We start from the raw sequence: 20,089 nt of genomic DNA, 5'->3' as shown, positions 1-20,089 counted from the left end.
GTGCGCCGGGCCTCAGTGCGAGGAGGGCGTGGTCTCGATCTCGGAGCGGTCGCCCGACCAGAGGGTGTGGAACACGCCGGCCCGGTCGACCCGCTTGTAGGTGTGCGCGCCGAAGAAGTCGCGCTGGCCCTGGATGAGCGCAGCCGGCAGGCGCTTCGCGCGCAGGCCGTCGTAATAGGCGAGCGACGACGAGAACGCGGGGGTCGGGATGCCGGACTGCGCCGCGATCGCGACGACCCGGCGCCACGCCTCCTGCGCGCCCGCGACGGCGTCGCGGAAGTACGGGGCGACGACGAGCGCGACGAGCGCGGGGTCGTCGGCGTAGGCATCGGCGATGCGGTTCAGGAAGCGGGCGCGGATGATGCATCCGGCACGCCAGATCTTCGCGATGTCGCCCTTCTTGACGTCCCAGCCGTACTGCTCGGCACCGGCGATGATCTCGTCGAAGCCCTGCGAGTAGGCGATGATCTTCGACGCGTAGAGCGCGAGGCGCACGTCTTCGATGAACGCGTCGGCGTCGCCGTCGGCGACCGTCCACGCCTCGGCCGGGCCGGGCAGGTCGGAAGCCGCTTCGCGCTGCGCACGCTTCGAGGAGAGGCTGCGGGCGAAGACCGCCTCGGCGATACCCGAGGTCGGCACGCCGAGGTCGAGGGCGTTCTGCACGGTCCATGCGCCGGTGCCCTTGGCGCCCGCCTCGTCGAGGATGACGTCGACGAGCGGCAGGCCGGTCGCGGCATCCGTCTGGCGCAGCACCTCTGCCGTGATCTCGATGAGGTAGCTCTCGAGCTCGCCCGTGTTCCACTCGGCGAAGATGTCGGCGATCTCGGCGGGGGACTTGCCCGTGCCCTGCCGGATGAGGTCGTAGGCCTCGGCGATGAGCTGCATGTCGGCGTACTCGATGCCGTTGTGCACCATCTTGACGAAGTGGCCCGCGCCGTCGGTGCCGACGTGGGTGACGCACGGCTCGCCCTCGGCGACCGCGGCGATCGAGGCGAGGATCGGGCCGAGGGTCTCGTAGGACTCGGCGGAGCCGCCGGGCATGATCGAGGGGCCGTTCAGTGCGCCCTCCTCGCCGCCCGAGATGCCGGTGCCGACGAAGTGGATGCCGGTGGGGGCGATCTCGCCCTCGCGGCGGATGGTGTCGTGGAAGTTCGCGTTGCCGCCGTCGACGATGATGTCGCCCGGCTCGAAGCGGGCGACGAGTTCGGAGATGACCGCGTCGGTGCCCTTGCCCGCCTGCACCATGATGATCGCCGTGCGGGGCTTGGCGAGCGAGGCGACGAAGTCGTCGTAGCTCTCGGAGGCGACGAATCCGGCCTCGGGGTGCTCGGTCGTCAGCGTACGGGTGCGCTCGGGGGAGCGGTTGAACACCGCGACGGTGTTTCCCTCACGGCTCGCGAGATTGCGCGCGAGGTTCGACCCCATGACCGCGAGTCCGACGACGCCGATGTTTGCTGATGCTGATGCAGGCACGAACACTCTCCTCGTGAGTTTTCTGGGATCGAGTCCAGCGTACTGTGAGCGAGGCTCACCGTTGCGCGACGTTGCTGAGAGGTCCCGGGCGACGCGCGCCGGCAGGGCTGGTAGACTTCATGGTCGGTCAACTGCGCCTCTGGTGCACTGGCCGTGAACTTCGGCGAGGGAGGCCCGGGTTCGTCCGCGTGAGCGGACGCGACGGGTGTCCGTGATCGACGCGGTAGGAGCAGGCTCCACGGCTTTTCCTCACGCTTCTGCGCAGTCCGACTGCGCGCGTTCGAGTCGAAAACAACAGACCACGATCTGGGCCGCGAGCCCGCAAGGAGAGACATCATGGACGAAGACAACAAGGTCGTCGCAGACACCCGCGAGTCGTTCGGCAAGGGCGCTGCCCGCAAGCTGCGCGCCACCGGCAAGATCCCCGCCGTCGTGTACGGCCACGGCACCGAGCCGCGCCACATCGCGCTGCCCGCGCACCAGATCGGCCTGATCCTGCGCAAGGCGAACGCCGTGCTCGACCTGCAGATCGAGGGCAAGAGCCAGCTCGCCCTCGTCAAGGACGTGCAGAAGGACCCGGTGCACCAGGTCATCGAGCACCTCGACCTCATCGTCATCAAGAAGGGCGAGAAGGTCCAGGTCGAGGTTCCCGTGCACGTCGAGGGTGAGACCGCCCCCGGCACGATCGCCGACGTCGACCAGCACACGCTGTCGCTCGAGGTCGAGGCCACGCACATCCCCGAGAACGTCGTCGTGAGCGTCGAGGGCCTCGAAGAGGGCACCCAGATCCTCGCCGGCGCCGTCACGCTGCCCAAGGGCGCGACGCTGCTGACCGACCCCGAGGCGCTCGTCATCAACGTGCACACGCCGCAGAAGGTCGACCTCGGCGAGGAGGCCGCTGAGGCCGAGGCCGAGGGCGAAGCGACCGAGGAAGCTGCCGAAGCCGCTGCCGAAGAGGCCGCCGAGTAGACCTCGAAGCACCGCGACGAGGCCCCGCCTCCCGCATCCGGGTACGCTCGGAATGCGGGGCGCGGGGCCTCGCCCGTTCCACTCACGCATGGAGGTCAGATGGGAATCCTCGACCTGCTGCGCGCGCGCCGGAAGGACGACGACGCCATGCCCCAGAACACCTGGCTGGTGGTCGGCCTCGGCAACCCCGGCGCCCAGTACGCCGGCAACCGTCACAACGTCGGCCAGATGGTCGCCGACGAGCTCGCGGAGCGCATCGGCGCGCCCTTCAAGAGCCACAAGACGCCGTCCCGGGTGGCCGAGGGCTTCCTCCGCCCCGGCGGCCCGAAGCTGGTGATCGCCAAGCCCAACAGCTACATGAACACCTCGGGCGGGCCCGTCTCTGCGCTCCTGAAGTTCTACTCGCTGAGCCCTGATCAGCTCATCGTCGTGCACGACGAGCTCGACCTGCCGTTCGACACCGTCCGACTGAAGCAGGGCGGCGGCCACGGCGGCCACAACGGCCTCCGCGACATCCAGAAGGCGACGGATGCCGCGCCGTTCCTGCGCGTGCGCGTGGGCATCGGTCGCCCGCCCGGGCGCCAGGATCCGGCCGACTTCGTGCTCAAGGACTTCTCGGGTGCCGAGCGCCAGAACCTGCCGAACCTGCTGTCGGATGCCGCGGACGCCGTCGAGGCGGTCGCGAGCGACGGTCTCGTGGCGGCGCAGCAGAGGTTCCACGCGCCGAGCTGAGCTCGGCGCGCTGCTGATCAGATCAGCCGGCGGAGGAACTCCTCGGGCGAGAGGCCCTCGGCCTGAGCACGGACGCGCAGCCGATCGATCTCCTCGGTGGACAGTTCGAGGGTGACGCTGTGCCACGCCTCGGGTTCCTCATCGAGGCTGAACAGCGCGTCGTCGAGGTCGGGCTCGCCGAGCGCGAGTTCGGGTGCACCGAGGTCGATCGGGTCGGGCAGGGCTTCGGGCTCGACCGCGTCCGTGGTGCGCGCGACGGGAGCCGTCGTGGCCTCGCCATCTTCGCAGTCGGTGCTCCAGCCCGGGCCCGACGGGATCTCGCGGCCGCGCTGGTAGGCCTCGGCGACCGCACGAGCACGGGTGTCGGCCGCCTCGTTCAGCGGGTGGCCGATGTGGCCCTTGACCCACTCGAAGCGGTATCGGCGGCCGGCGATCGCCTCGTCGATCTCCTGCAGCAGCTCGACGTTCATCACGGCCTTGCCGTCGGCCTTGCGCCAGCCCTTGCGCTTCCACCCGGGCATCCACTTCGTCACCGAGTTGATCACGTACTGGCTGTCGCACTGCACGAGCAGCTCGTCGTCGAGGTGCGCCGTGGCACGGAAGAGCTCGAGCACCGCCTTCAGCTCGCCCTGGTTGTTGGTCGCGTGCTTCCAGCCGCCGGCCGCCCAGCACGAGTCGTCGACGTACCAGGCCCAGCCCGCGGGGCCGGGGTTTCCGAGGGCCGATCCGTCGGCGGCGGCGGTGATCATTGCGGAGGGCCTCCTGGCGTTTCGTGTGCGGCGCCCATCGTATCGGCCGGCACCGACGCGCGGCATTCCGCGGGTTCCCCCGGCCGGGTGGCTCCTGCGGCGGTGTCGGATGCGCCGCGTAGACTCGACGGGTGAACCTCCAGGGCTTTCTCACGGCGCTCTCGCGTGCCGAAACCATCGAAGCGGCACTCGCCGAAGCCCAGCGGAACGCAGACTTCTCGGCACCCGCGGGCCTCGACGCCCCGTTGCTCGCCGGCCTGCTGCAGCGCCGGGCCGATGCCGGCCTGCCGCCCGCGCTGCTCGCCATCACCGCCACCAGCCGTGAGGGCGAGTCGCTGCGCGCCTCGCTCGCCCCGTACCTGCCCGACGCCGAGCTCATCGAGTTCCCGGCATGGGAGACGCTGCCGCACGAGCGGCTGAGCCCTTCGGCCGAGACCGTCGGCCGCCGGCTCCATGCCCTGCGGCGCATGCACGATTGGGCCGAGGCCGGCTCGCGGCATCCGCTCGTCGTCGTCGCCTCGGTGCGGGCTGCCCTGCAGCCGCTCGCCGACAACCTCGCGTCGCTCGAACCGATCGAGCTCGTCGCCGGCGGGCGCGGCTACAACCTCGCCGAGCTCGCGCTTCGACTCGTCGACCTCGCATATGCGCGAGTCGACATGGTCGCCCGGCGCGGCGAGTTCGCGGTGCGCGGCGGCATCCTCGATGTGTTCCCGCCCACGGCAGACCACCCGGTTCGCGTCGAGTTCTTCGGCGACGAGGTCGAGGAGCTGCGTGCGTTCTCGGTCGCCGACCAGCGCTCGCTGCCCGACGTCATCGAGCGCGTCTCGCTTCCGCCGAGCCGCGAGCTGCTGCTCACCGAGCCGGTGCGGCAGCGCGCCCGCGAGATGGTGCACGAGTTCCCGAGCCTCGCAGGACTCCTCGAGAAGGTGTCCGAGGGCATCCCGGTCGAGGGCATGGAGTCGCTCGCACCGGCGCTCCTCGAACGACTCGTTCCGCTTGCGCACTACCTGCCCATCGGCGCCGCGGTCGCCGTGCTCGAGCCCGAGCGCGTGGCCGGTCGCGCGGTCAACCTCGGCGAGACCAACCGCGAGTTCCTCGCCGCGGCGTGGAATGCCGCGACGGTCGGCGCCGCCGCGCCGATCGACCTCGCCGCCGGCGATTTCCTCACCGTGCGCCAACTGCGGGATGCCGCACTGTTCAGCGCCCCCGGCGAACCCGACCCGCAGCGCGTGTGGTGGAACTTCTCGGGCTTCGACATGGGCGACGCCGCCGAGGTCGTCGCCGCGGCCGGTGGAGCGGCCGAGTCGCACCTGACGAGCTCCTCGGCGACCGTGCGCCTCGCGGCGAACGCGATGCCGAGCTTCCAGGGCAACGTCGCCGGTGCCGTCGACCACGCCGCCGAGCGCCTGCGCGACGGGTGGGCGCTCGTCGTGGCATCCGCCGGTCACGGTCTCGTCGAGCGCGCGCGAGACGTGCTCGCAGAGGCGGGGCTCGCCGCCCGGCTCGTCGACCAGGTGCCGGCCGAGCTCGAGGCGGGCGTCGCCTACCTCGTGCAGGCCGATGCCGCGCACGGCTACGAGGTACCGGGGGTCAAGCTCGGCCTGCTCGCCGAGTCCGAGTTCTACGGGCGCGCGGCCGGCTACGACGCCCGCCAGGGCAAGAAGCTCGCGAGCCGCCGCCGCAACGTCGTCGACCCCCTGCAGCTGAAGGCCGGCGACTTCGTCGTGCACCAGACGCACGGCATCGGCAAGTTCATCGAAATGGTGCAACGAGAGGTCGCCACCGGGGCGCGACCGACCGGCCCGAGCCGCACCGCGGGCATCCAGCAGCAGCCCACGGCGGTGCGCGAGTACCTCGTCATCGAGTACGCGCCGTCGAAGCGCGGCCACGCCGGCGACCGGCTCTTCGTGCCGACCGACCAGCTCGACCTGCTGTCGCGCTACGTCGGCGGCGAGGCGCCGTCGCTCTCGAAGATGGGCGGCAGCGACTGGGCGCAGGCCAAGGGCAAGGCCCGCAAGGCCGTGCGCGACATCGCCGTCTCGCTCGTGAAGCTCTACTCGGCGCGCATGGCGTCGAAGGGGCACGCGTTCGGGCCCGACACCCCGTGGCAGCACGAACTCGAAGAGGCGTTCCCGTTCACCGAGACGCCCGACCAGCTGCAGACGATCGACGAGGTCAAGGCCGACATGGAGCGGTCGATCCCCATGGATCGACTGCTCGCCGGCGACGTCGGCTTCGGCAAGACCGAGGTCGCCGTGCGCGCCGCGTTCAAGGCGATCCAAGAGGGCAAGCAGGTCGCGATGCTCGTGCCGACGACGCTCCTCGTCAAGCAGCACCTCGAGACCTTCAACGAGCGGTACGCGGGCTTCCCCGTGCATGTGCGCGCCCTCAGCCGCTTCCAGACCGACAAGGAGGCCCGCGACACGATCGCCGGTCTCGCCGACGGCACCGTCGACATGGTCATCGGCACGCACCGCATCCTCACCGAGAAGGTGACGTTCAAAGACGTCGGCCTCGTCATCATCGACGAGGAGCAGCGATTCGGCGTCGAGCACAAGGACGCACTGAAGAAGCTGAAGACCAACGTCGACATCCTGGCGATGAGCGCGACGCCGATTCCGCGCTCGCTCGAGATGGCGGTCACCGGCATCCGCGAGATGTCGACGCTCGCGACACCGCCGGAAGACCGCCACCCGATCCTCACCTTCGTCGGGCCCTACTCCGACCAGCAGGTCGCCGCCGCCATCCGGCGCGAGATGCTCCGCGAGGGGCAGGTCTTCTTCGTGCACAACCGGGTGTCGTCGATCAATCGGATCGCGGCCCAACTCGCCGAGCTCGTGCCCGAGGCGCGCATCGCCGTCGCGCACGGTCAGTTGAACGAGCACGTGCTCGAGCAGATCGTGAACGATTTCTGGGAGCGCAAGTTCGACGTGCTGGTCTCGACGACCATCATCGAGACCGGCCTCGACATCACGAACGCGAACACGATCATCATCGACCGGGCCGACAAGTACGGGCTCAGCCAGCTGCACCAGCTGCGCGGCCGGGTGGGGCGCGGCCGCGAGCGCGCCTACGGCTACTTCCTCTACGACCCGGCGAAGCCGCTCTCCGAGACCGCCCACGACCGGCTCTCGACGATCGCGGCCAACAACGAACTCGGCAGCGGCATGCAGGTCGCCCTGAAAGACCTCGAGATCCGCGGCGCGGGCAACCTGCTCGGCGCAGAGCAGGCCGGTCACATCGCGGGCGTCGGCTTCGACCTGTACCTCCGCATGATCGGCGAGGCCGTCTCGGCGTTCCGCGGCGACGTGGCGACGGGCCAGACCGAGCTGCGTCTCGAGCTGCCCGTCGACGCGCACATCCCCGAGGACTACGTCGACTCCGAGCGGCTGCGCCTCGAGGCCTACCAGAAGCTCTCGGCCGCGAGCGGGCCGGCCGCGAAAGACGGCCAGATCGACCAGGTCGTCGACGAGCTCGTCGACCGCTATGGCGAGCCGCCCGAGCAGGTCAAGCACCTCGTGGCGATCTCGAGGCTCCGCCGCGAGGCGCAGCGCGCCGGGCTCTCCGATGTCATCGCGACCGGTTCGAAGCTGCGCATCGCGCCCGCGAACATCCCCGACTCGCGGCGCGTGCGCCTCGAGCGCATGTACCCGGGCGCCAAGCACTTCGCGCAGAACGACGTGATCCTCGTGCCGTTCCCCGTGACCAACGGCGAGCTGCCGAGCGACGGCGACCTCATCGACTGGGTGTCGCGACTCATCACGGCGATCTTCCCGATTCCCGAGGCTTCGGCGACGGATGCCTCGGGCTCCGGCAATGCCGCCATCGTCGACGGGACCGCCGGCTAGACCTTCAGGTGACCCCACTCGGAGAGGAACTCCTCGACCGACATCTGCTCGAGGTCGGCGTTGATCGCACGCAGGAGGGCATCGGCCTCATCGAGCGATCCGGCGCGCGTGCGAATCACGGGGGCGTCGGTGCCCGTGCGCACGATCACGAGATCGGCGACCGACGGCCCACCGAGCCCTGTGGCCTCACCGGCGAGGAGCAGCGCGGCGTGCCAGGCCTTGCCGAGCCCCCGACGTCGGGTCTCCTGGAGTTCGGCGCGAAGGAACCGGGCGGCTGGCGTGCTGTCGCTCATCGTTCGAGTGTCGCACGCGGTCAGCGCGAGAATGCACCGCCGACGCCGGCGTGACCGCCGTGCCGCTTGTAGTGGCGCGAGCGCAGCGTCACGACGACCGCGGAGACGACGATCGCGACGCCCGAGCCGAGCAGCACCGCGAGGGTGCCCTCGTCTGCGACCTCGGGCAGCCCGACGAAGGCGAGTTCGTTCATGAGCAGCGAGACGGTGAAGCCGATGCCGCCGAGCGCGCCGACGACGAAGAGGTCGCCGAGGGTGAGCGGAATCCCGGCGCGGCGCCGCACGACGAGCGCACCGAGGCCGCCGGCCACCATGATGCCGATGATCTTGCCGACCGGCAGCCCGATGAGGATGCCCCAGAACGCCGGGTCGAGCTCGCTCGGCTGCACCTGCGGCACGGCCACCATCGCCGCCGAGAAGGCGAAGAGCGGCAGGATCACGCCGTTCGACCACGGCTCGAGCGCGTGCACCGCGCGGCCTCCGGGGCGGCGTGCCATGACGAGGCCGAGCGCCACGCCCGCGATCGTCGCGTGCACCCCCGACTGGTAGACGAAGTACCAGGCGAGCGCGCCGAGCACGATCAGCACGAGCACGATCGGCCACTGCGGCCTGCGCGAGAGGATCCACCCCGAGCGCGGCTTCATCATGCGGCTCACCGCGCCGAACAGCGCGATCGCGATGCCCGCGAAGCCGATCGAGGCCAGGTTCGCGTCGGCGGTGAAGAAGAAGGCGATGATCAGGATCGCGATGAGGTCGTCGAGCACCGCGAGGGCGAGCAGGAACACGCGCACGCGAGTCGGGATCCAGGTGCCGAACATGGCGAGCACCCCGAGGGCGAAGGCGATGTCGGTCGCGGTGGGGATGGGCCATCCGTCGACCGTGTCGGTGCCCGCCGTGAACGCGAGGAAGATGAGGGCCGGCACGACGACCCCGCCGACCGCGGCGATCGCCGGCAGCAACGCCTTCGACAGGCTGTTGAGCTCGCCGATGACGAGCTCGCGCTTCAGCTCGACCGCGACGATGAAGAAGAAGACGGCGAGCAGGCCGTCGCTGATCCAGTGACCGGCCGACAGGTCGAGGCCGAGCCACGGCAGATCGATGTGCGCGTTCTTGAGCTCGATGAGCGCCGGCCCGAACGAGAGGTTCGCGACCAGGAGGCCGAGGACGGCGGCGATGAGGAGGAGGGCGGCAGCCCAGCGCTCGGAGCGGAGGAAGTTCATATCGGACTCCAGGAAGTCACGTGCACGAGCTGCGTGAGAAGCGCGTGCGACAAGGCGGTACGGTCACGACGGTCTCCCGTCGGCCGACCAGACTTCCCGGCACTCCTCAGGGCAGTCTACGGGCGGCGGGCGTTCGGGGCCGGGCGCCGCGCCTACGCTGGTGCGGTGCAACTCTCGCTCTGGGCGACGCTCCTCGCCGCCTGCTTCGTCATCAGCTTCACCCCGGGCGCCGGTGCGATCAACACGATGGGCAACTCCCTGAACGTGGGGTTCCGCCGCTCCATCTGGGGCATCCTGGGCCAGCAGGCGGCTCTCATCGTGCACATCCTGATCGTCGCCGCCGGCCTCGGAGTGCTCGTCGCAGGATCGCCCGTCGCGTTCGAGATCATCCGCTACGCGGGCGCCGCCTATCTCGTCTACCTCGGCATCCGGCAACTGCTCGCGAAGCCGCAGCCGCAGGCGGTCGATGAGGGCGAGGGCGCCGATGAGGGGTCAGACGAGGGCGACGGCGCAGCCGACGGCGAGGCGGATGCCGCGCGGCGGGCGCCGAACGCGAGCGCCGAGTCGCGCTGGTCGATGTTCCGCAGGGGGCTCTGGGTGAACCTCCTGAACCCGAAGGCGATCGTGTTCTTCCTCGCCTTCCTGCCGCAGTTCATCCGCCCCGAGCTGCCGCTCCTGCCGCAGTACCTGATCGTCGGTCTGACCGTCGTGGTCGTCGACGTGATCGTGATGTGGGGATTCTTCGCGGTGGCCGCGCACAGCCTGCGCCGGTTCACCCGTTCGGTGCGCGGCCAGCGCATCCTGAACGGCATCTTCGGCTCGCTGTTCATCGCCGTCGGCGTGCTGCTCGCGGTCGTGCACTGAGCGTTCGGGAGCAGCGTTCAGGCGACGCGCTCGCGGCCGACGCCACCTAGGCTGCCGGTATGAGCGCAGCGCACCCCGGACTCGACGAACTCATCGACACCGTGGCCCTGCTCCGGGCACCGGGCGGCTGCCCGTGGGACGCGGACCAGACCCACGAGAGCCTCGTGCAGTATCTCGTCGAGGAGAGCTGGGAGCTCATCGACGCGATCGAGTCGGGCAGTCGCGAGGAGATGATCGAGGAGCTCGGCGACGTGCTCTACCAGGTGCTCTTCCACGCCGATCTCGCGGCCCACACCGACGGCGAGCGCTTCGACATCGACGACGTCGCCCGCCACATGACGGCGAAGATGGTGTCGCGGCATCCGCACGTCTTCGGCGATCGCGAGGCCGAGACCGCAGCCGACGTCGTCGCCTTCTGGGACGACCTGAAGGCCGACGAGAAGCCGCATCGCACGAGCGTGCTCGACGGCATCCCGCGCGGCATGCCCGCGCTCGCCCTCGCGCAGAAGGTGCTCGGCAAGGCCGAGAAGGTCGGCGTGGCGGATGCCACGGCGCAGGCCCTGCCCGCCGCCGCGCCGGTCGATGAGGACGAGCTCGGCCGGGTGCTGCTCGGGCTCGTGGCATCCGCGCGTTCGCAGGGTCTCGACGCCGAGCGGGCGCTGCGCGCCGCCGTGCGCGGCCTCGAAGACGAGGTGCGAGCGGCCGAGGAGTCGCGCGCCGGATCGCGAACCGACTGACGCCCCGACCTGCTCGCCGCTGAGCGGCCGGCGGATGCCTCGCGGCGGCCGTGTGACGCGCCGACGACACGCTCGCGGTCGACCCGTCACGGGCGTACCGTCGGACGAGAACTTGACTCCCGAGGGGGGCGCATGGGCATCGAGGACTGGCGGCTCGAGGAGTTCTTCGACCGGTACGCCGAGGCGCAGCGCGACTTCGACGCCGATGCCACCGCCCGGTTCTGGGGGCTTCCCGGCATGGTGATCACCGACGACTTCGCCGGCGCACTCGAGAGCCGCGCCGACATGGCGACCGGGCTCTCGTCGTCGTACCCGCTCCACCGTCGTCTCGGCTTCGCGGGAATCGTGCCCGAGCTCCGCGCGGTCAGCGCACTCACCGACGTCATCTCCCTGGTGCGTGTGCGCTGGAGTCACCTCGATGCGGACGACGAGCTCATCGTGACGAGCGACGTCGAGTACCTCGTGCGCGACGACGCCGACGGGTTGCGCATCTACGTCGCCGTCGGCATCGACGAGGCCGACGCGCTGCGCCGTGCTGCGGCGGCCAAGGGCATCGAGCTCGACGCGGGCTGAGGCGCGGTGGTCGCTCGCCGGGGCTGCGCCCGCGGTCTCACGCCGCGAACGACGCCCGCGTGCTGGAAGAATGGTCGGCATGGCTGCATCCGTCACCCCTCCGCGCGGCATGCGCGACTTCCTCCCCGCCGAGAAGGCCCGCCGCGAGCACGCCCTCGGCGTGATCCGCGGGGTGTACGCGGCGCACGGCTTCGACGAGATCGAGACGCCCGTCATGGAGGACTCGTCGCGGCTGCACGCCGGGCTCGGCGGCGACAACGAGAAGCTCGCCTTCGCCGTCATGAAGCGCGCGCTCGGCGCCGACGACCTCGCGCGCGCCGCGGCATCCGGCGACGCGCTCTCGCTCGCCGACCTAGGGCTGCGCTACGACCTCACGGTGCCGCTCGCCCGGTTCTACGCGACGCACCGGGCAGCGCTGCCGCCCGTGTTCCGCTCGATCCAGATCGCGCCCGTGTGGCGTGCCGAGCGCCCGCAGAAGGGCCGCTACCGGCAGTTCGTGCAGTGCGACATCGACATCATCGGCGAGGCGGGTGCGCTCGCCGAGCTCGAGCTGCTCACCGCGACCGTCGCGACGCTCGATGCGCTCGGCCTCGCGGGCTGCACCATCCGCCTGAACGACCGGCGCATCCTCGCCGGCATCCTCGCCTCGTGGGGCGTGCCCGACGAGCTGCGCGAGCGAGCGCTCATCACGATCGACAAGCTCGACAAGATCGGCACCGGGGGAGTGGCGGCCGAACTCGCCGAGCTCGGCATCGTCACCGGCGACGCGGATGTCGCCGCCGAACTCGAGGCGCTGACCAACGCCGACTGGCACCTCGCCGATGGTGTCGCACCGCCGCCCACCTGGCTCGACGGCGAGGCCTACGCCGACCTGCTCGCGCTGCGCGCGGCCCTGCCCGACGCGGCGATCGAGTTCGACCCCACCCTCGTGCGCGGCATGGGCTACTACACGGGCACGATCTTCGAGATCGCCCACCCCGACTACGGCTACTCGCTCGGCGGCGGCGGCCGCTACGACGGCATGATCGGCCGCTTCCTCGGCCAAGAGGTGCCCGCGTGCGGCTTCTCGATCGGCTTCGAGCGCATCGTCGACCTGCTCGCCGTGCGCGACGAGGAGCGCCCGCGCGCGGTCGTGCTCGTCTACGATACGGACGTCCCGGCCGCACGCCTGCTCGAGCTGAAGCGCGAGCTCGTGGCATCCGGTTCGCGGGTGCGCCTCGAGCGCCGGGTGAAGAACCTGCGCGCCCTGCTCGAGCGCGTCACCGCCGACGGCTTCGACGCGTTCGCGCAGGTCGGCGCCGAGACGACGGATGCCGCGTCGCTCTCGTTCCGCGACCTCGCCGCGTAGTACCTGCGCCGCAGGCACGAGACATCCTCGACCTCTAGACTGACAGGCGGATCACGACGGAGTCGTCCGCTGCATACCCACCCATCACAGAGGAGTTCACTGTGGCAATCATCGAAGCTGTAGGCGCACGCGAGATTCTCGACTCGCGCGGCAACCCGACCGTCGAGGTCGAGGTGCTGCTCGACGACGGTTCGCTGGCCCGCGCTGCGGTGCCCTCGGGCGCATCGACCGGTGCCTTCGAGGCGTACGAGCTGCGCGACGGCGACAAGGACCGCTACCTCGGCAAGGGCGTGCAGAAGGCCGTCGACGCCGTGCTCGACGACCTCGGCCCGGCCATCGAAGACCTCGACGCCGCCGACCAGCGCCTCGTCGACGCGGCGCTCATCGAGGCCGACGGCACCGACAACAAGAGCCGCCTCGGCGCCAACGCCATCCTCGGCGTGAGCCTCGCGGTCGCGAAGGCCGCAGCCGACTCGGCCGACCTGCCGCTCTTCCGCTACCTCGGCGGCCCCAACGCCCACGTGCTGCCCGTGCCGATGATGAACATCATCAACGGCGGTGCGCACGCCGACACCGGTGTCGACATCCAGGAGTTCATGGTGCTGCCGATCGGCGCGCCGAGCTACTCCGAGGGCCTGCGCTGGGGCGTCGAGACCTACCACGCGCTCAAGAGCCTGCTGAAGGCCAAGGGCCTCTCGACGGGCCTCGGCGACGAGGGCGGCTTCGCCCCCGACTTCGCGCACAACCGCGCGGCGCTCGACTTCATCTCCGAGGCGATCGAGAAGGCCGGCTTCACGCTCGGCACCGACCTCGCACTCGGGCTGGATGTCGCGGCGAGCGAGTTCTACGAGAACGGCGTCTACACGTTCGAGGGCAAGGAGCGCACGTCGGCCGAGCTGAGCGCGTACTACGCCGAGCTCGCCGCCGCGTACCCGCTCGTTTCGATCGAGGACCCGCTCGACGAGTCCGACTGGGACGGCTGGGCGCAGCTCACCGCCGAGCTCGGCTCGAAGGTGCAGCTCGTCGGCGACGACCTGTTCGTCACCAACCCGAAGCGCCTCGCCGAGGGCATCGCCAAGCACACCGGCAACTCGATCCTCGTCAAGGTGAACCAGATCGGCACCCTGACCGAGACCCTCGACGCCGTCACCCTCGCGCAGCGCTCGGGCTACACCGCCGTCATGTCGCACCGCTCGGGCGAGACCGAAGACACGACGATCGCCGACCTCGCGGTCGCGACCGACTGCGGTCAGATCAAGACGGGCGCGCCCGCTCGGAGCGAGCGGGTCGCCAAGTACAATCAGCTTCTGAGGATCGAAGAGGAACTCGGTGAGGCCGCGGTGTACGCCGGCCGCACGGCGTTCCCCCGCTACACGGCCTAGAAGCAACACACGTGACGGGGGCGGCCGAGTGGCCGCCCCCGTCGTCGCGTTTCCGGGTGCGATGACGAGGAGGGGCGATGCGCGACGACACCGGTCGGTCCGGCCGCACCCCCCGGCGCCCGACGGTGCCGACCCCGAAGCCGGCCGCGAAGCGCGCCCCCGCGTCGCCCGGTGCGGGTTCGACGGCGTCGACCTCGAAGGGTTCGAAGGCCTCGAACGCGAAGTCGCCGGCATCCGCGAAGGCCTCGAGTCCGAAGTCGTCGGCATCGAAGTCGACGGGCGCGAAGCCGAAGGGTTCCGCGAAGTCCGCCGCAGGGCGGGCGCCGACCGGGCAGGGCTCCGCAGCCGGAGCGGGCTGGCTCAGCGGCATCCGTTTCTCAGGTTTCTCCCTCATCATGATGGGAGTGCTCGTGCTCGCCGTCGTGGTGCTGGCGCCGACCATCGCGGCGTTCGCACAGCAGCGGCAGCAGATCGCCGAGCTCCGCGCCGCCGTCTCCGCCCAGGAGGAGGAGGTGCAGCGGCTGCGCGAAGAACGCGAGCGCTGGAACGACGACACGTTCATCGTGACGCAGGCTCGCGAGCGCCTGTACTACGTGATGCCGGGCGAGGTGAGCTACCTCGTCATCGACGACCGAACGGCGGCGGCGAAGGCGGATGCCATGGCCGAGGTCTCGGCCGAAGTGACCGAATCGAAGGGTGACTGGATGACCACCCTGCTCGGCTCGGTGCTGACCGCCGGGCTCGCCCCCGATGCCGCGCCCCCCGCTGAACCCGCTCCGACCCCCACGACACCGCCAGCAGAACCCGCAGCCGAGGAGACCCGATGACCCGCCCGCCCTTCGAACCGGTGAGCGAGCGCGATGTGCGCATCGTCTCGGCGCAGCTCGGCCGCCCGGCCCGCGACGTCGTGGGCATCGCTGCACGCTGCGTGTGCGGCGCGCCGACGGTCGTCGCCACGGCGCCGCGCCTCTCCGACGGCACGCCCTTCCCGACGTTCTACTACCTCTCGCACCAGGCGGCGACTGCCGCGATGTCGTTCCTCGAGGCCGCCCAGCTCATGGTGGAGTGCACCGAGCTGCTGGCCGCTGATGCGGACGTCGCCGAGGCCTACGGCCGCGCCCACACCGACTACCTCGCCGACCGCGAGTCGATCGCCGTAGTGCCCGAGCTCGCCGGCATCTCCGCGGGCGGCATGCCCACGCGCGTGAAGTGCCTGCACGCGCTCGTCGCGCACTCGCTCGCCGCAGGGCCGGGCGTCAACCCGATGGGCGACATCGCGCTCGAGCGCTCGACCTGGTCGCCCGACGTCTGCCGCTGCCCCGACTACGGCGTCGACGAGGCGCCGGCATCCGCAGCTGCGGCCGAGACCCCCGACGGATCCATCGGGTGAACCGGTCGACGCGCCTGAATCGCCCCGAACGCCCTGCGCGTTCCGGGCGGGCCGGGCGCGCCCGCCGGCCGCTGGCATCCGTCGTGCGTGCCACCGCGACGCTCGCGGCGGTGGCGATGCTCACCCTCACCGGAGCCGGCGCTGCCCACGCCGACCTCGTGCGCGACTACGAGTACTGGCTCGCCGACTACGGCTTCACGACCGCCTGGAACACCACCAAGGGCGAGGGCGTCACGGTCGCGGTCATCGACACCGGTGTGAACGGCAATGTCGCCGAGCTCCGCGGCGCCGTCGTCGGCGGCACGGATGTCTCGGGCCTCGGCACCCCCGACGGCCAGACGCCCGTCGGGGACGACGAGACGCACGGCACGATGGTCGCCGGCCTCCTCGGCGGTCGCGGCACGGGCGAGGGCAGCGGCGTGATCGGCACGGCACCCGAAGCCGACCTGCTCGCCATCTCGGTCGCGTTCGGTCAGGACACCGGGGCGGCGAAGTCGAACGACGACCAGATCGCCGAAGCGGTGCGCTGGGCGGTCGACAACGGCGCCGACGTCATCAACATGTCGCTGACCCGCAACACCCCCGACTGGCCCGAGAGCTGGGACGACGCGTTCATGTACGCCTTCGAGCACGACGTCGTCATCGTCGCGGCAGCGGGCAACCGCGGCAGCGGCACGAGCCAGGTCGGGGCGCCCGCGACGATTCCCGGGGTGCTCACGGTCGCCGGCGTCGACAAGGACAAGAACGCGAGCCTCGACGCGAGCTCGCAGGGCATCTCGATCGCCGTGGCCGCGCCGAGCGAAGACCTGGTCGGCGTGCTGCCCGACGGCAGTCATGTGCAGTGGGACGGCACGAGCGGCGCCGCGCCCATCGTGACCGGCCTCGTCGCGCTGATCCGCTCCGAGTATCCCGACCTCGATGCGGCGAACGTCATCAACCGGCTCATCGCGACGGCCGACCCCAACGGACAGACGGTACCGAGCGCGCTCTACGGGTACGGCCTCATCGATCCGGTCGCCGCGCTCGAGTCGGATGTGCCCACGGTCGACGAGAATCCGCTCGGCAGCCTGGCGGACTGGATCACGCTGCACCGTCGTGCCGAGGTCGAGGCGCCCGACGAGAGCAGCAGCGTCGATCAGCCCATCGTGCCCATCGCCGACCCGCCGCTGCCACGATCCGACGGCGCCCTCACCCTGCTTCCGACGCAGTGGACGCTCGCCTACATCACCGTGCCGCTCTCACTCGTCGCAGGGTTTGGTACGCTAGCAGCGCTGTTGGGCATCGGCGCCACTCGGCATACCAGGCGGACTGTCCGCAATCGCGAGCAGTGATCGCACGCAAATCAGCCCGCACGTTCCAAAACTGAGGAGTCCATTCACCGTGCCCAAGATTCTCATCGTCGGCGGTGGCTATGCGGGGTTCTACACGGCGTGGAAGCTCGAGAAGTGGCTGCGTGCCGGCGAGGCCGAGGTGACGATCGTCGACCCGCTGCCGTACATGACGTACCAGCCGTTCCTGCCCGAGGTGGCTGCAGGGTCGATCGAGCCGCGCCACTCCGTGGTTGCGCAGCGTCGTCACCTGAAGAAGACCAACGTCGTGACCGCGAAGGTCACGCGCATCGATCACGCGGCCAAGACCGCGACGATCACGCCCGAGCTCGGTGAGCCGTGGCAGTTCGACTACGACGTCGTGATCGTCACGGGCGGCGCGGTCTCGCGCACGTTCCCGATCCCGGGCATCGCCGACAACGCGATCGGCCTCAAGTCGATCGAGGAGGCCGTTGCGATCCGCGACCGCGTGCTGACGAACTTCGACAAGGCATCGAACCTTCCCCCCGGGCCCGAGCGCGAGCGCCTGCTCACGTTCGTCGTCGTCGGCGGCGGCTTCGCGGGCATCGAGGTGTTCGCAGAGCTCCGCTCCTTCGCGAGCTCGCTGCTCGAGTACTACCCGCAGCTCACCTTCGATGAGACGCACTTCCACCTCATCGAGGCCATGGGGCGCATCATGCCCGAGGTCTCGCTCGAGACGAGCCACTGGGTCATCAAGCACCTCGCCCAGCGCGGTGCCGAGATCCACCTCGACACGCAGCTCACGAGCGCGGTCGACGGCGTCATCGAGCTGTCGACGGGCGAGAGCTTCGAGACCGACCTCATCGTCTGGACCGCCGGCGTCATGGCGAACCCCGCCATCGTGCGTTCGAGCGACCTTCCCGTCGAGGAGAGAGGCCGCATCAAGACCCGCGCCGACCTCCGCGTCGGCGACGACGACGAGTTCGTGGCCGACGCTTGGGCCGCCGGCGACATCGCCGCGGTTCCCGACCTCACCGGCGGCGGCGTGGGCGGCTACTGCGTGCCGAACGCACAGCACGCCGTGCGTCAGGGCAAGCTGCTCGCGAAGAACGTCGTCGCGGTGCTCCGCGGCGAGGAGCCGAAGCAGTACTTCCACAAGAACCTCGGTGCGGTCGCCGGCCTCGGCGTCGGCTCGGGCGTCTTCCAGTCGGGCAAGCTCGCGATCAAGGGCCTTCCGGCCTGGTTCGCGCACCGCGGCTACCACGGCCTCGCCATGCCCAGTTGGGAGCGCAAGTTCCGCGTCTTCTGGGGCTGGTGGAACAACTTCTGGCTCGGCCGCGACATCGTCTCGCTGAGCGCCGTGCAGCAGCCGCGCGCCCAGTTCGAGTTCTTCGCCGCGCGTCCGAAGCCGCCGGCTGTCGAGGCGCCCGTTCCCGCAGCCGCTCCGGCCGCGAAGGCGGGGAAGTCGGCCAAGCAGGAGGCCGTCGCCGCGAAGTAGCGACGACCCCCTGACTATGCTGTGACGCGGCGTCGCCCTTCGGGGCGGCGCCGCGCTCCCGTAGCCCAATCGGCAGAGGCAGGCGACTTAAACTCGCCTCAGTCTGGGTTCGAATCCCAGCGGGAGCACCGCTGAGGGGGCGCCCCCTCGAGTCGGGTTCGGTCAGCACTCCCGCGCCGCGAGCGTCGGCAGTTCGTCAGCTCACGGCCTTGCGCACGAGTTCCGTGACCTTCGCCTCGACCGCCGGGGTCCAGTTGCGAACCGCGTAGCCGATGGGCCACAGGTCGCCGTCGTCGAGGTTCGCCCGATCCTCGAATCCGATCGTCGCGTAGCGGGTCTTGAACTTCGCGGCCGCCTGGATGAAGACGACCATCTTGCCCTCGGCGTTCGCGAAGCCGGGCATGCCGTAGTACGTCTTCGGCATGAGATCGGGCGCGACCGCGGTGACGACCTTGTAGAGCCCCTCCGCGAGCACCCTGTCGTCGGGCTCCATCTCGGCGATGGCGTCGAGCACCGCCTTGTCGCCGGCAGCGCGGTTCTTGCCGGCCTTCTCCTGCTCGCGGAGCTCCTTCGCGCGCTGCTTGACGGCGTCGCGTTCTTCTTTGCTCAGTCCTCCGGACGTATCTGCCTTCGCCATCTCGTGGTCCTTCCTCGGATCCTCATCGGTGCCGCCGCGTGGGCGGGGCGTCGATGTCAGGCTATGCGGGGGCGAGCGCCCTGCGCTTCTCCATTCCTGATCGATCCCAGCGTGTCGTCAGGTCAGGCGGTCGAGGCGCCGGAGGATGAGCCCCTCACGGAGCGCCCACGGCGACACCTCGAGCTCGTCGACGCCGAATGCGCGCATCGTCTCGGAGAGCACGACGGCGCCGGCGACGATCTGGAACGTGCGGTCTGCCGTGATGCCGGGCAGCGCAGGCCGGGCATCCGCGGGGATGCGCGCGAGTCGCGGCGTCCAGTCGTCGAGGCCGTCGCGGGTCAGGATGCTGCGCTCGGTGTCGCCGAAACCGTCTTCGACACTGCCCGCGAGCCGGGCGAGCGACCGGATCGTCTTCGAGGAGCCGACGACGTGATTCGGGGCCGGCAGGGCCTTGAACGGTTCGACCGCCTCGGCGAGCACCGCCCGCGCGTGGGCACGGAGCCGCGCGACCTGCTCGGGCGAGGGCGGGTCGTCGGGCAGGAACGAGATCGTCGAGCGCCCGGCGCCGAGGGGGAGCGACCGCGCGACATCCGGCACCTCGTCGTTGCCCTGCGCGAGTTCGAGCGAACCGCCGCCGATGTCGAAGAGCAGCAGGCGCCCGGCCGACCAGCCGTACCAGCGGCGCACGGCGAGGTAGGTGAGACGCGACTCGTCGTCGCCCGACAGCACCTGCAGCCGCACGCCGGTGTCGCGCTCGACGAGATCGAGCACGGCCTCGCCGTTCGTCGCCTCGCGGATGGCCGAGGTCGCGAAGGCGAGCAGCTCCTCGATGCCGGCTTCGCGAGCAGCGGATGCCGCCCCGCCCACTGCGGTGAGGATGGCCGTGACGCCCTCGGCGCTGATGGCGCCATCGGGCTCCAGGTAGCGCATGAGCCGCAGCACCGACTTGTGCGAGGCTGTCGGTATGGGGCGTGCGCCTGGGTGCGCTTCGACGACCAGCAAGTGCACCGTGTTGGAACCGACGTCGAGGACTCCGAGGCGCATGCTGCGAGCGTAACGGTTTTCGTGCATACTGATGCGACTGGGA

The 20,089-nt window shown here is 70.5% G+C and carries 18 protein-coding genes and 1 tRNA gene; 13 read left to right on the top strand and 6 right to left on the bottom strand.

Going from position 1 to position 20,089, the window contains the following annotated elements; genetic code table 11:
- Positions 1-12 precede the first annotated feature (12 nt).
- The gene (gene gnd, locus JOE59_RS10815; protein ID WP_374191123.1) at positions 13-1,479 is read right to left on the bottom strand and encodes an NADP-dependent phosphogluconate dehydrogenase; all 1,467 of its coding nucleotides are present in this window, start codon (positions 1,477-1,479) and stop codon (positions 13-15) included.
- Positions 1,480-1,809: 330 nt separating this feature from the next.
- Between gnd and JOE59_RS10810 the strand changes: the two genes are divergently transcribed.
- Both JOE59_RS10810 and pth read left to right on the top strand, forming a co-directional pair.
- Positions 1,810-2,442: a 50S ribosomal protein L25/general stress protein Ctc gene (locus JOE59_RS10810; RefSeq protein WP_204460447.1), complete on the top strand. Its 633-nt coding sequence runs from the start codon at positions 1,810-1,812 to the stop codon at positions 2,440-2,442.
- 147 nt (positions 2,443-2,589) lie between these two features.
- Positions 2,590-3,174, top strand: a complete 585-nt coding sequence (pth, locus tag JOE59_RS10805) for an aminoacyl-tRNA hydrolase (RefSeq protein WP_204463358.1) — start codon at positions 2,590-2,592, stop codon at positions 3,172-3,174.
- A 17-nt stretch (positions 3,175-3,191) separates the two neighbouring features.
- Here pth and JOE59_RS10800 read toward each other — a convergent pair whose 3' ends face one another.
- A complete protein-coding gene (locus tag JOE59_RS10800) occupies positions 3,192-3,923 on the bottom strand; it encodes an RNase H family protein (protein WP_204460446.1) in 732 nt (243 codons plus the stop codon).
- 131 nt (positions 3,924-4,054) lie between these two features.
- Between JOE59_RS10800 and mfd the strand changes: the two genes are divergently transcribed.
- The gene (mfd, locus tag JOE59_RS10795) at positions 4,055-7,771 is read left to right on the top strand and encodes a transcription-repair coupling factor (protein WP_204460445.1); all 3,717 of its coding nucleotides are present in this window, start codon (positions 4,055-4,057) and stop codon (positions 7,769-7,771) included.
- Here the strand turns inward: mfd and JOE59_RS10790 are convergent.
- Both JOE59_RS10790 and JOE59_RS10785 read right to left on the bottom strand, forming a co-directional pair.
- Complete coding sequence (locus JOE59_RS10790) at positions 7,768-8,064, bottom strand: hypothetical protein (RefSeq protein WP_204460444.1); 297 nt, start codon at positions 8,062-8,064, stop codon at positions 7,768-7,770. The genes mfd and JOE59_RS10790 overlap by 4 nt on opposite strands.
- Positions 8,065-8,084: 20 nt before the next feature.
- Positions 8,085-9,284 (bottom strand): Na+/H+ antiporter NhaA, encoded by a 1,200-nt coding sequence (locus JOE59_RS10785; RefSeq protein ID WP_204460443.1) that lies wholly within the window; start codon positions 9,282-9,284, stop codon positions 8,085-8,087.
- A 165-nt stretch (positions 9,285-9,449) separates the two neighbouring features.
- Here JOE59_RS10785 and JOE59_RS10780 point away from each other — a divergent pair, with 165 nt between their 5' ends.
- The 10 genes from JOE59_RS10780 (at position 9,450) to JOE59_RS10735 (ending at position 18,493) form a co-directional block, all read left to right on the top strand.
- Complete coding sequence (locus tag JOE59_RS10780; protein ID WP_204460441.1) at positions 9,450-10,148, top strand: LysE family transporter; 699 nt, start codon at positions 9,450-9,452, stop codon at positions 10,146-10,148.
- A 59-nt stretch (positions 10,149-10,207) separates the two neighbouring features.
- Positions 10,208-10,885 carry a nucleoside triphosphate pyrophosphohydrolase gene (locus tag JOE59_RS10775; RefSeq protein WP_204460439.1) on the top strand — a complete coding sequence of 226 codons (678 nt, stop codon included), beginning with the start codon at positions 10,208-10,210 and terminating at the stop codon, positions 10,883-10,885.
- A 132-nt stretch (positions 10,886-11,017) separates the two neighbouring features.
- Positions 11,018-11,458 (top strand): DUF6841 family protein, encoded by a 441-nt coding sequence (locus JOE59_RS10770; protein ID WP_204460436.1) that lies wholly within the window; start codon positions 11,018-11,020, stop codon positions 11,456-11,458.
- 79 nt (positions 11,459-11,537) lie between these two features.
- Positions 11,538-12,806: a histidine--tRNA ligase gene (gene hisS / locus JOE59_RS10765; RefSeq protein WP_204460433.1), complete on the top strand. Its 1,269-nt coding sequence runs from the start codon at positions 11,538-11,540 to the stop codon at positions 12,804-12,806.
- Positions 12,807-12,907: 101 nt separating this feature from the next.
- Positions 12,908-14,188 (top strand): phosphopyruvate hydratase, encoded by a 1,281-nt coding sequence (eno, locus tag JOE59_RS10760; RefSeq protein ID WP_204460431.1) that lies wholly within the window; start codon positions 12,908-12,910, stop codon positions 14,186-14,188.
- A gap of 77 nt (positions 14,189-14,265) precedes the next feature.
- On the top strand, positions 14,266-15,015 hold the full coding sequence (locus JOE59_RS18765; protein WP_239560207.1) for an FtsB family cell division protein: 750 nt from the start codon (positions 14,266-14,268) through the stop codon (positions 15,013-15,015).
- Entirely contained in the window at positions 15,012-15,578 is a 567-nt protein-coding gene (locus JOE59_RS10750) for a DUF501 domain-containing protein (RefSeq protein WP_204460429.1), read from the top strand. Before JOE59_RS18765 ends, JOE59_RS10750 begins: the two co-directional genes overlap by 4 nt.
- The gene (locus JOE59_RS10745) at positions 15,575-16,909 is read left to right on the top strand and encodes a S8 family serine peptidase (protein ID WP_307837034.1); all 1,335 of its coding nucleotides are present in this window, start codon (positions 15,575-15,577) and stop codon (positions 16,907-16,909) included. The genes JOE59_RS10750 and JOE59_RS10745 overlap by 4 nt, the downstream gene beginning before the upstream one ends.
- Before the next feature lie 49 nt (positions 16,910-16,958).
- Positions 16,959-18,365: an NAD(P)/FAD-dependent oxidoreductase gene (locus tag JOE59_RS10740; protein WP_204460427.1), complete on the top strand. Its 1,407-nt coding sequence runs from the start codon at positions 16,959-16,961 to the stop codon at positions 18,363-18,365.
- Between the two features lie 54 nt (positions 18,366-18,419).
- Positions 18,420-18,493: transfer RNA gene (locus JOE59_RS10735), tRNA-Leu, on the top strand.
- Positions 18,494-18,561: 68 nt separating this feature from the next.
- Here JOE59_RS10735 and JOE59_RS10730 read toward each other — a convergent pair.
- Both JOE59_RS10730 and JOE59_RS10725 read right to left on the bottom strand, forming a co-directional pair.
- Positions 18,562-19,002: an iron chaperone gene (locus tag JOE59_RS10730; RefSeq protein WP_204460424.1), complete on the bottom strand. Its 441-nt coding sequence runs from the start codon at positions 19,000-19,002 to the stop codon at positions 18,562-18,564.
- A 117-nt stretch (positions 19,003-19,119) separates the two neighbouring features.
- Positions 19,120-20,046 (bottom strand): Ppx/GppA phosphatase family protein, encoded by a 927-nt coding sequence (locus JOE59_RS10725; RefSeq protein WP_204460422.1) that lies wholly within the window; start codon positions 20,044-20,046, stop codon positions 19,120-19,122.
- Positions 20,047-20,089: the final 43 nt, after the last annotated feature.

The sequence above is a fragment of the Agromyces cerinus genome (assembly GCF_016907835.1).
Taxonomy (GTDB): Bacteria; Actinomycetota; Actinomycetes; order Actinomycetales; family Microbacteriaceae; genus Agromyces; species Agromyces nitratus.
Note: the sequence above shows the minus strand (reverse complement) of the source record. Positions and strands in the feature narration are given on the sequence as shown.

Coding starts and splice junctions, on each gene's coding strand:
- JOE59_RS10810 (WP_204460447.1), top strand. CDS start 1,810: ATGGACGAAGACAACAAGGTCGTCGCAGACACCCGCGAGTCGTTCGGC.
- pth (WP_204463358.1), top strand. CDS start 2,590: ATGCCCCAGAACACCTGGCTGGTGGTCGGCCTCGGCAACCCCGGCGCC.
- JOE59_RS10800 (WP_204460446.1), bottom strand. CDS start 3,923: ATGATCACCGCCGCCGCCGACGGATCGGCCCTCGGAAACCCCGGCCCC.
- JOE59_RS10790 (WP_204460444.1), bottom strand. CDS start 8,064: ATGAGCGACAGCACGCCAGCCGCCCGGTTCCTTCGCGCCGAACTCCAG.
- JOE59_RS10785 (WP_204460443.1), bottom strand. CDS start 9,284: ATGAACTTCCTCCGCTCCGAGCGCTGGGCTGCCGCCCTCCTCCTCATC.
- JOE59_RS10775 (WP_204460439.1), top strand. CDS start 10,208: ATGAGCGCAGCGCACCCCGGACTCGACGAACTCATCGACACCGTGGCC.
- JOE59_RS10770 (WP_204460436.1), top strand. CDS start 11,018: ATGGGCATCGAGGACTGGCGGCTCGAGGAGTTCTTCGACCGGTACGCC.
- hisS (WP_204460433.1), top strand. CDS start 11,538: ATGGCTGCATCCGTCACCCCTCCGCGCGGCATGCGCGACTTCCTCCCC.
- JOE59_RS18765 (WP_239560207.1), top strand. CDS start 14,266: ATGCGCGACGACACCGGTCGGTCCGGCCGCACCCCCCGGCGCCCGACG.
- JOE59_RS10750 (WP_204460429.1), top strand. CDS start 15,012: ATGACCCGCCCGCCCTTCGAACCGGTGAGCGAGCGCGATGTGCGCATC.
- JOE59_RS10730 (WP_204460424.1), bottom strand. CDS start 19,002: ATGGCGAAGGCAGATACGTCCGGAGGACTGAGCAAAGAAGAACGCGAC.
- JOE59_RS10725 (WP_204460422.1), bottom strand. CDS start 20,046: ATGCGCCTCGGAGTCCTCGACGTCGGTTCCAACACGGTGCACTTGCTG.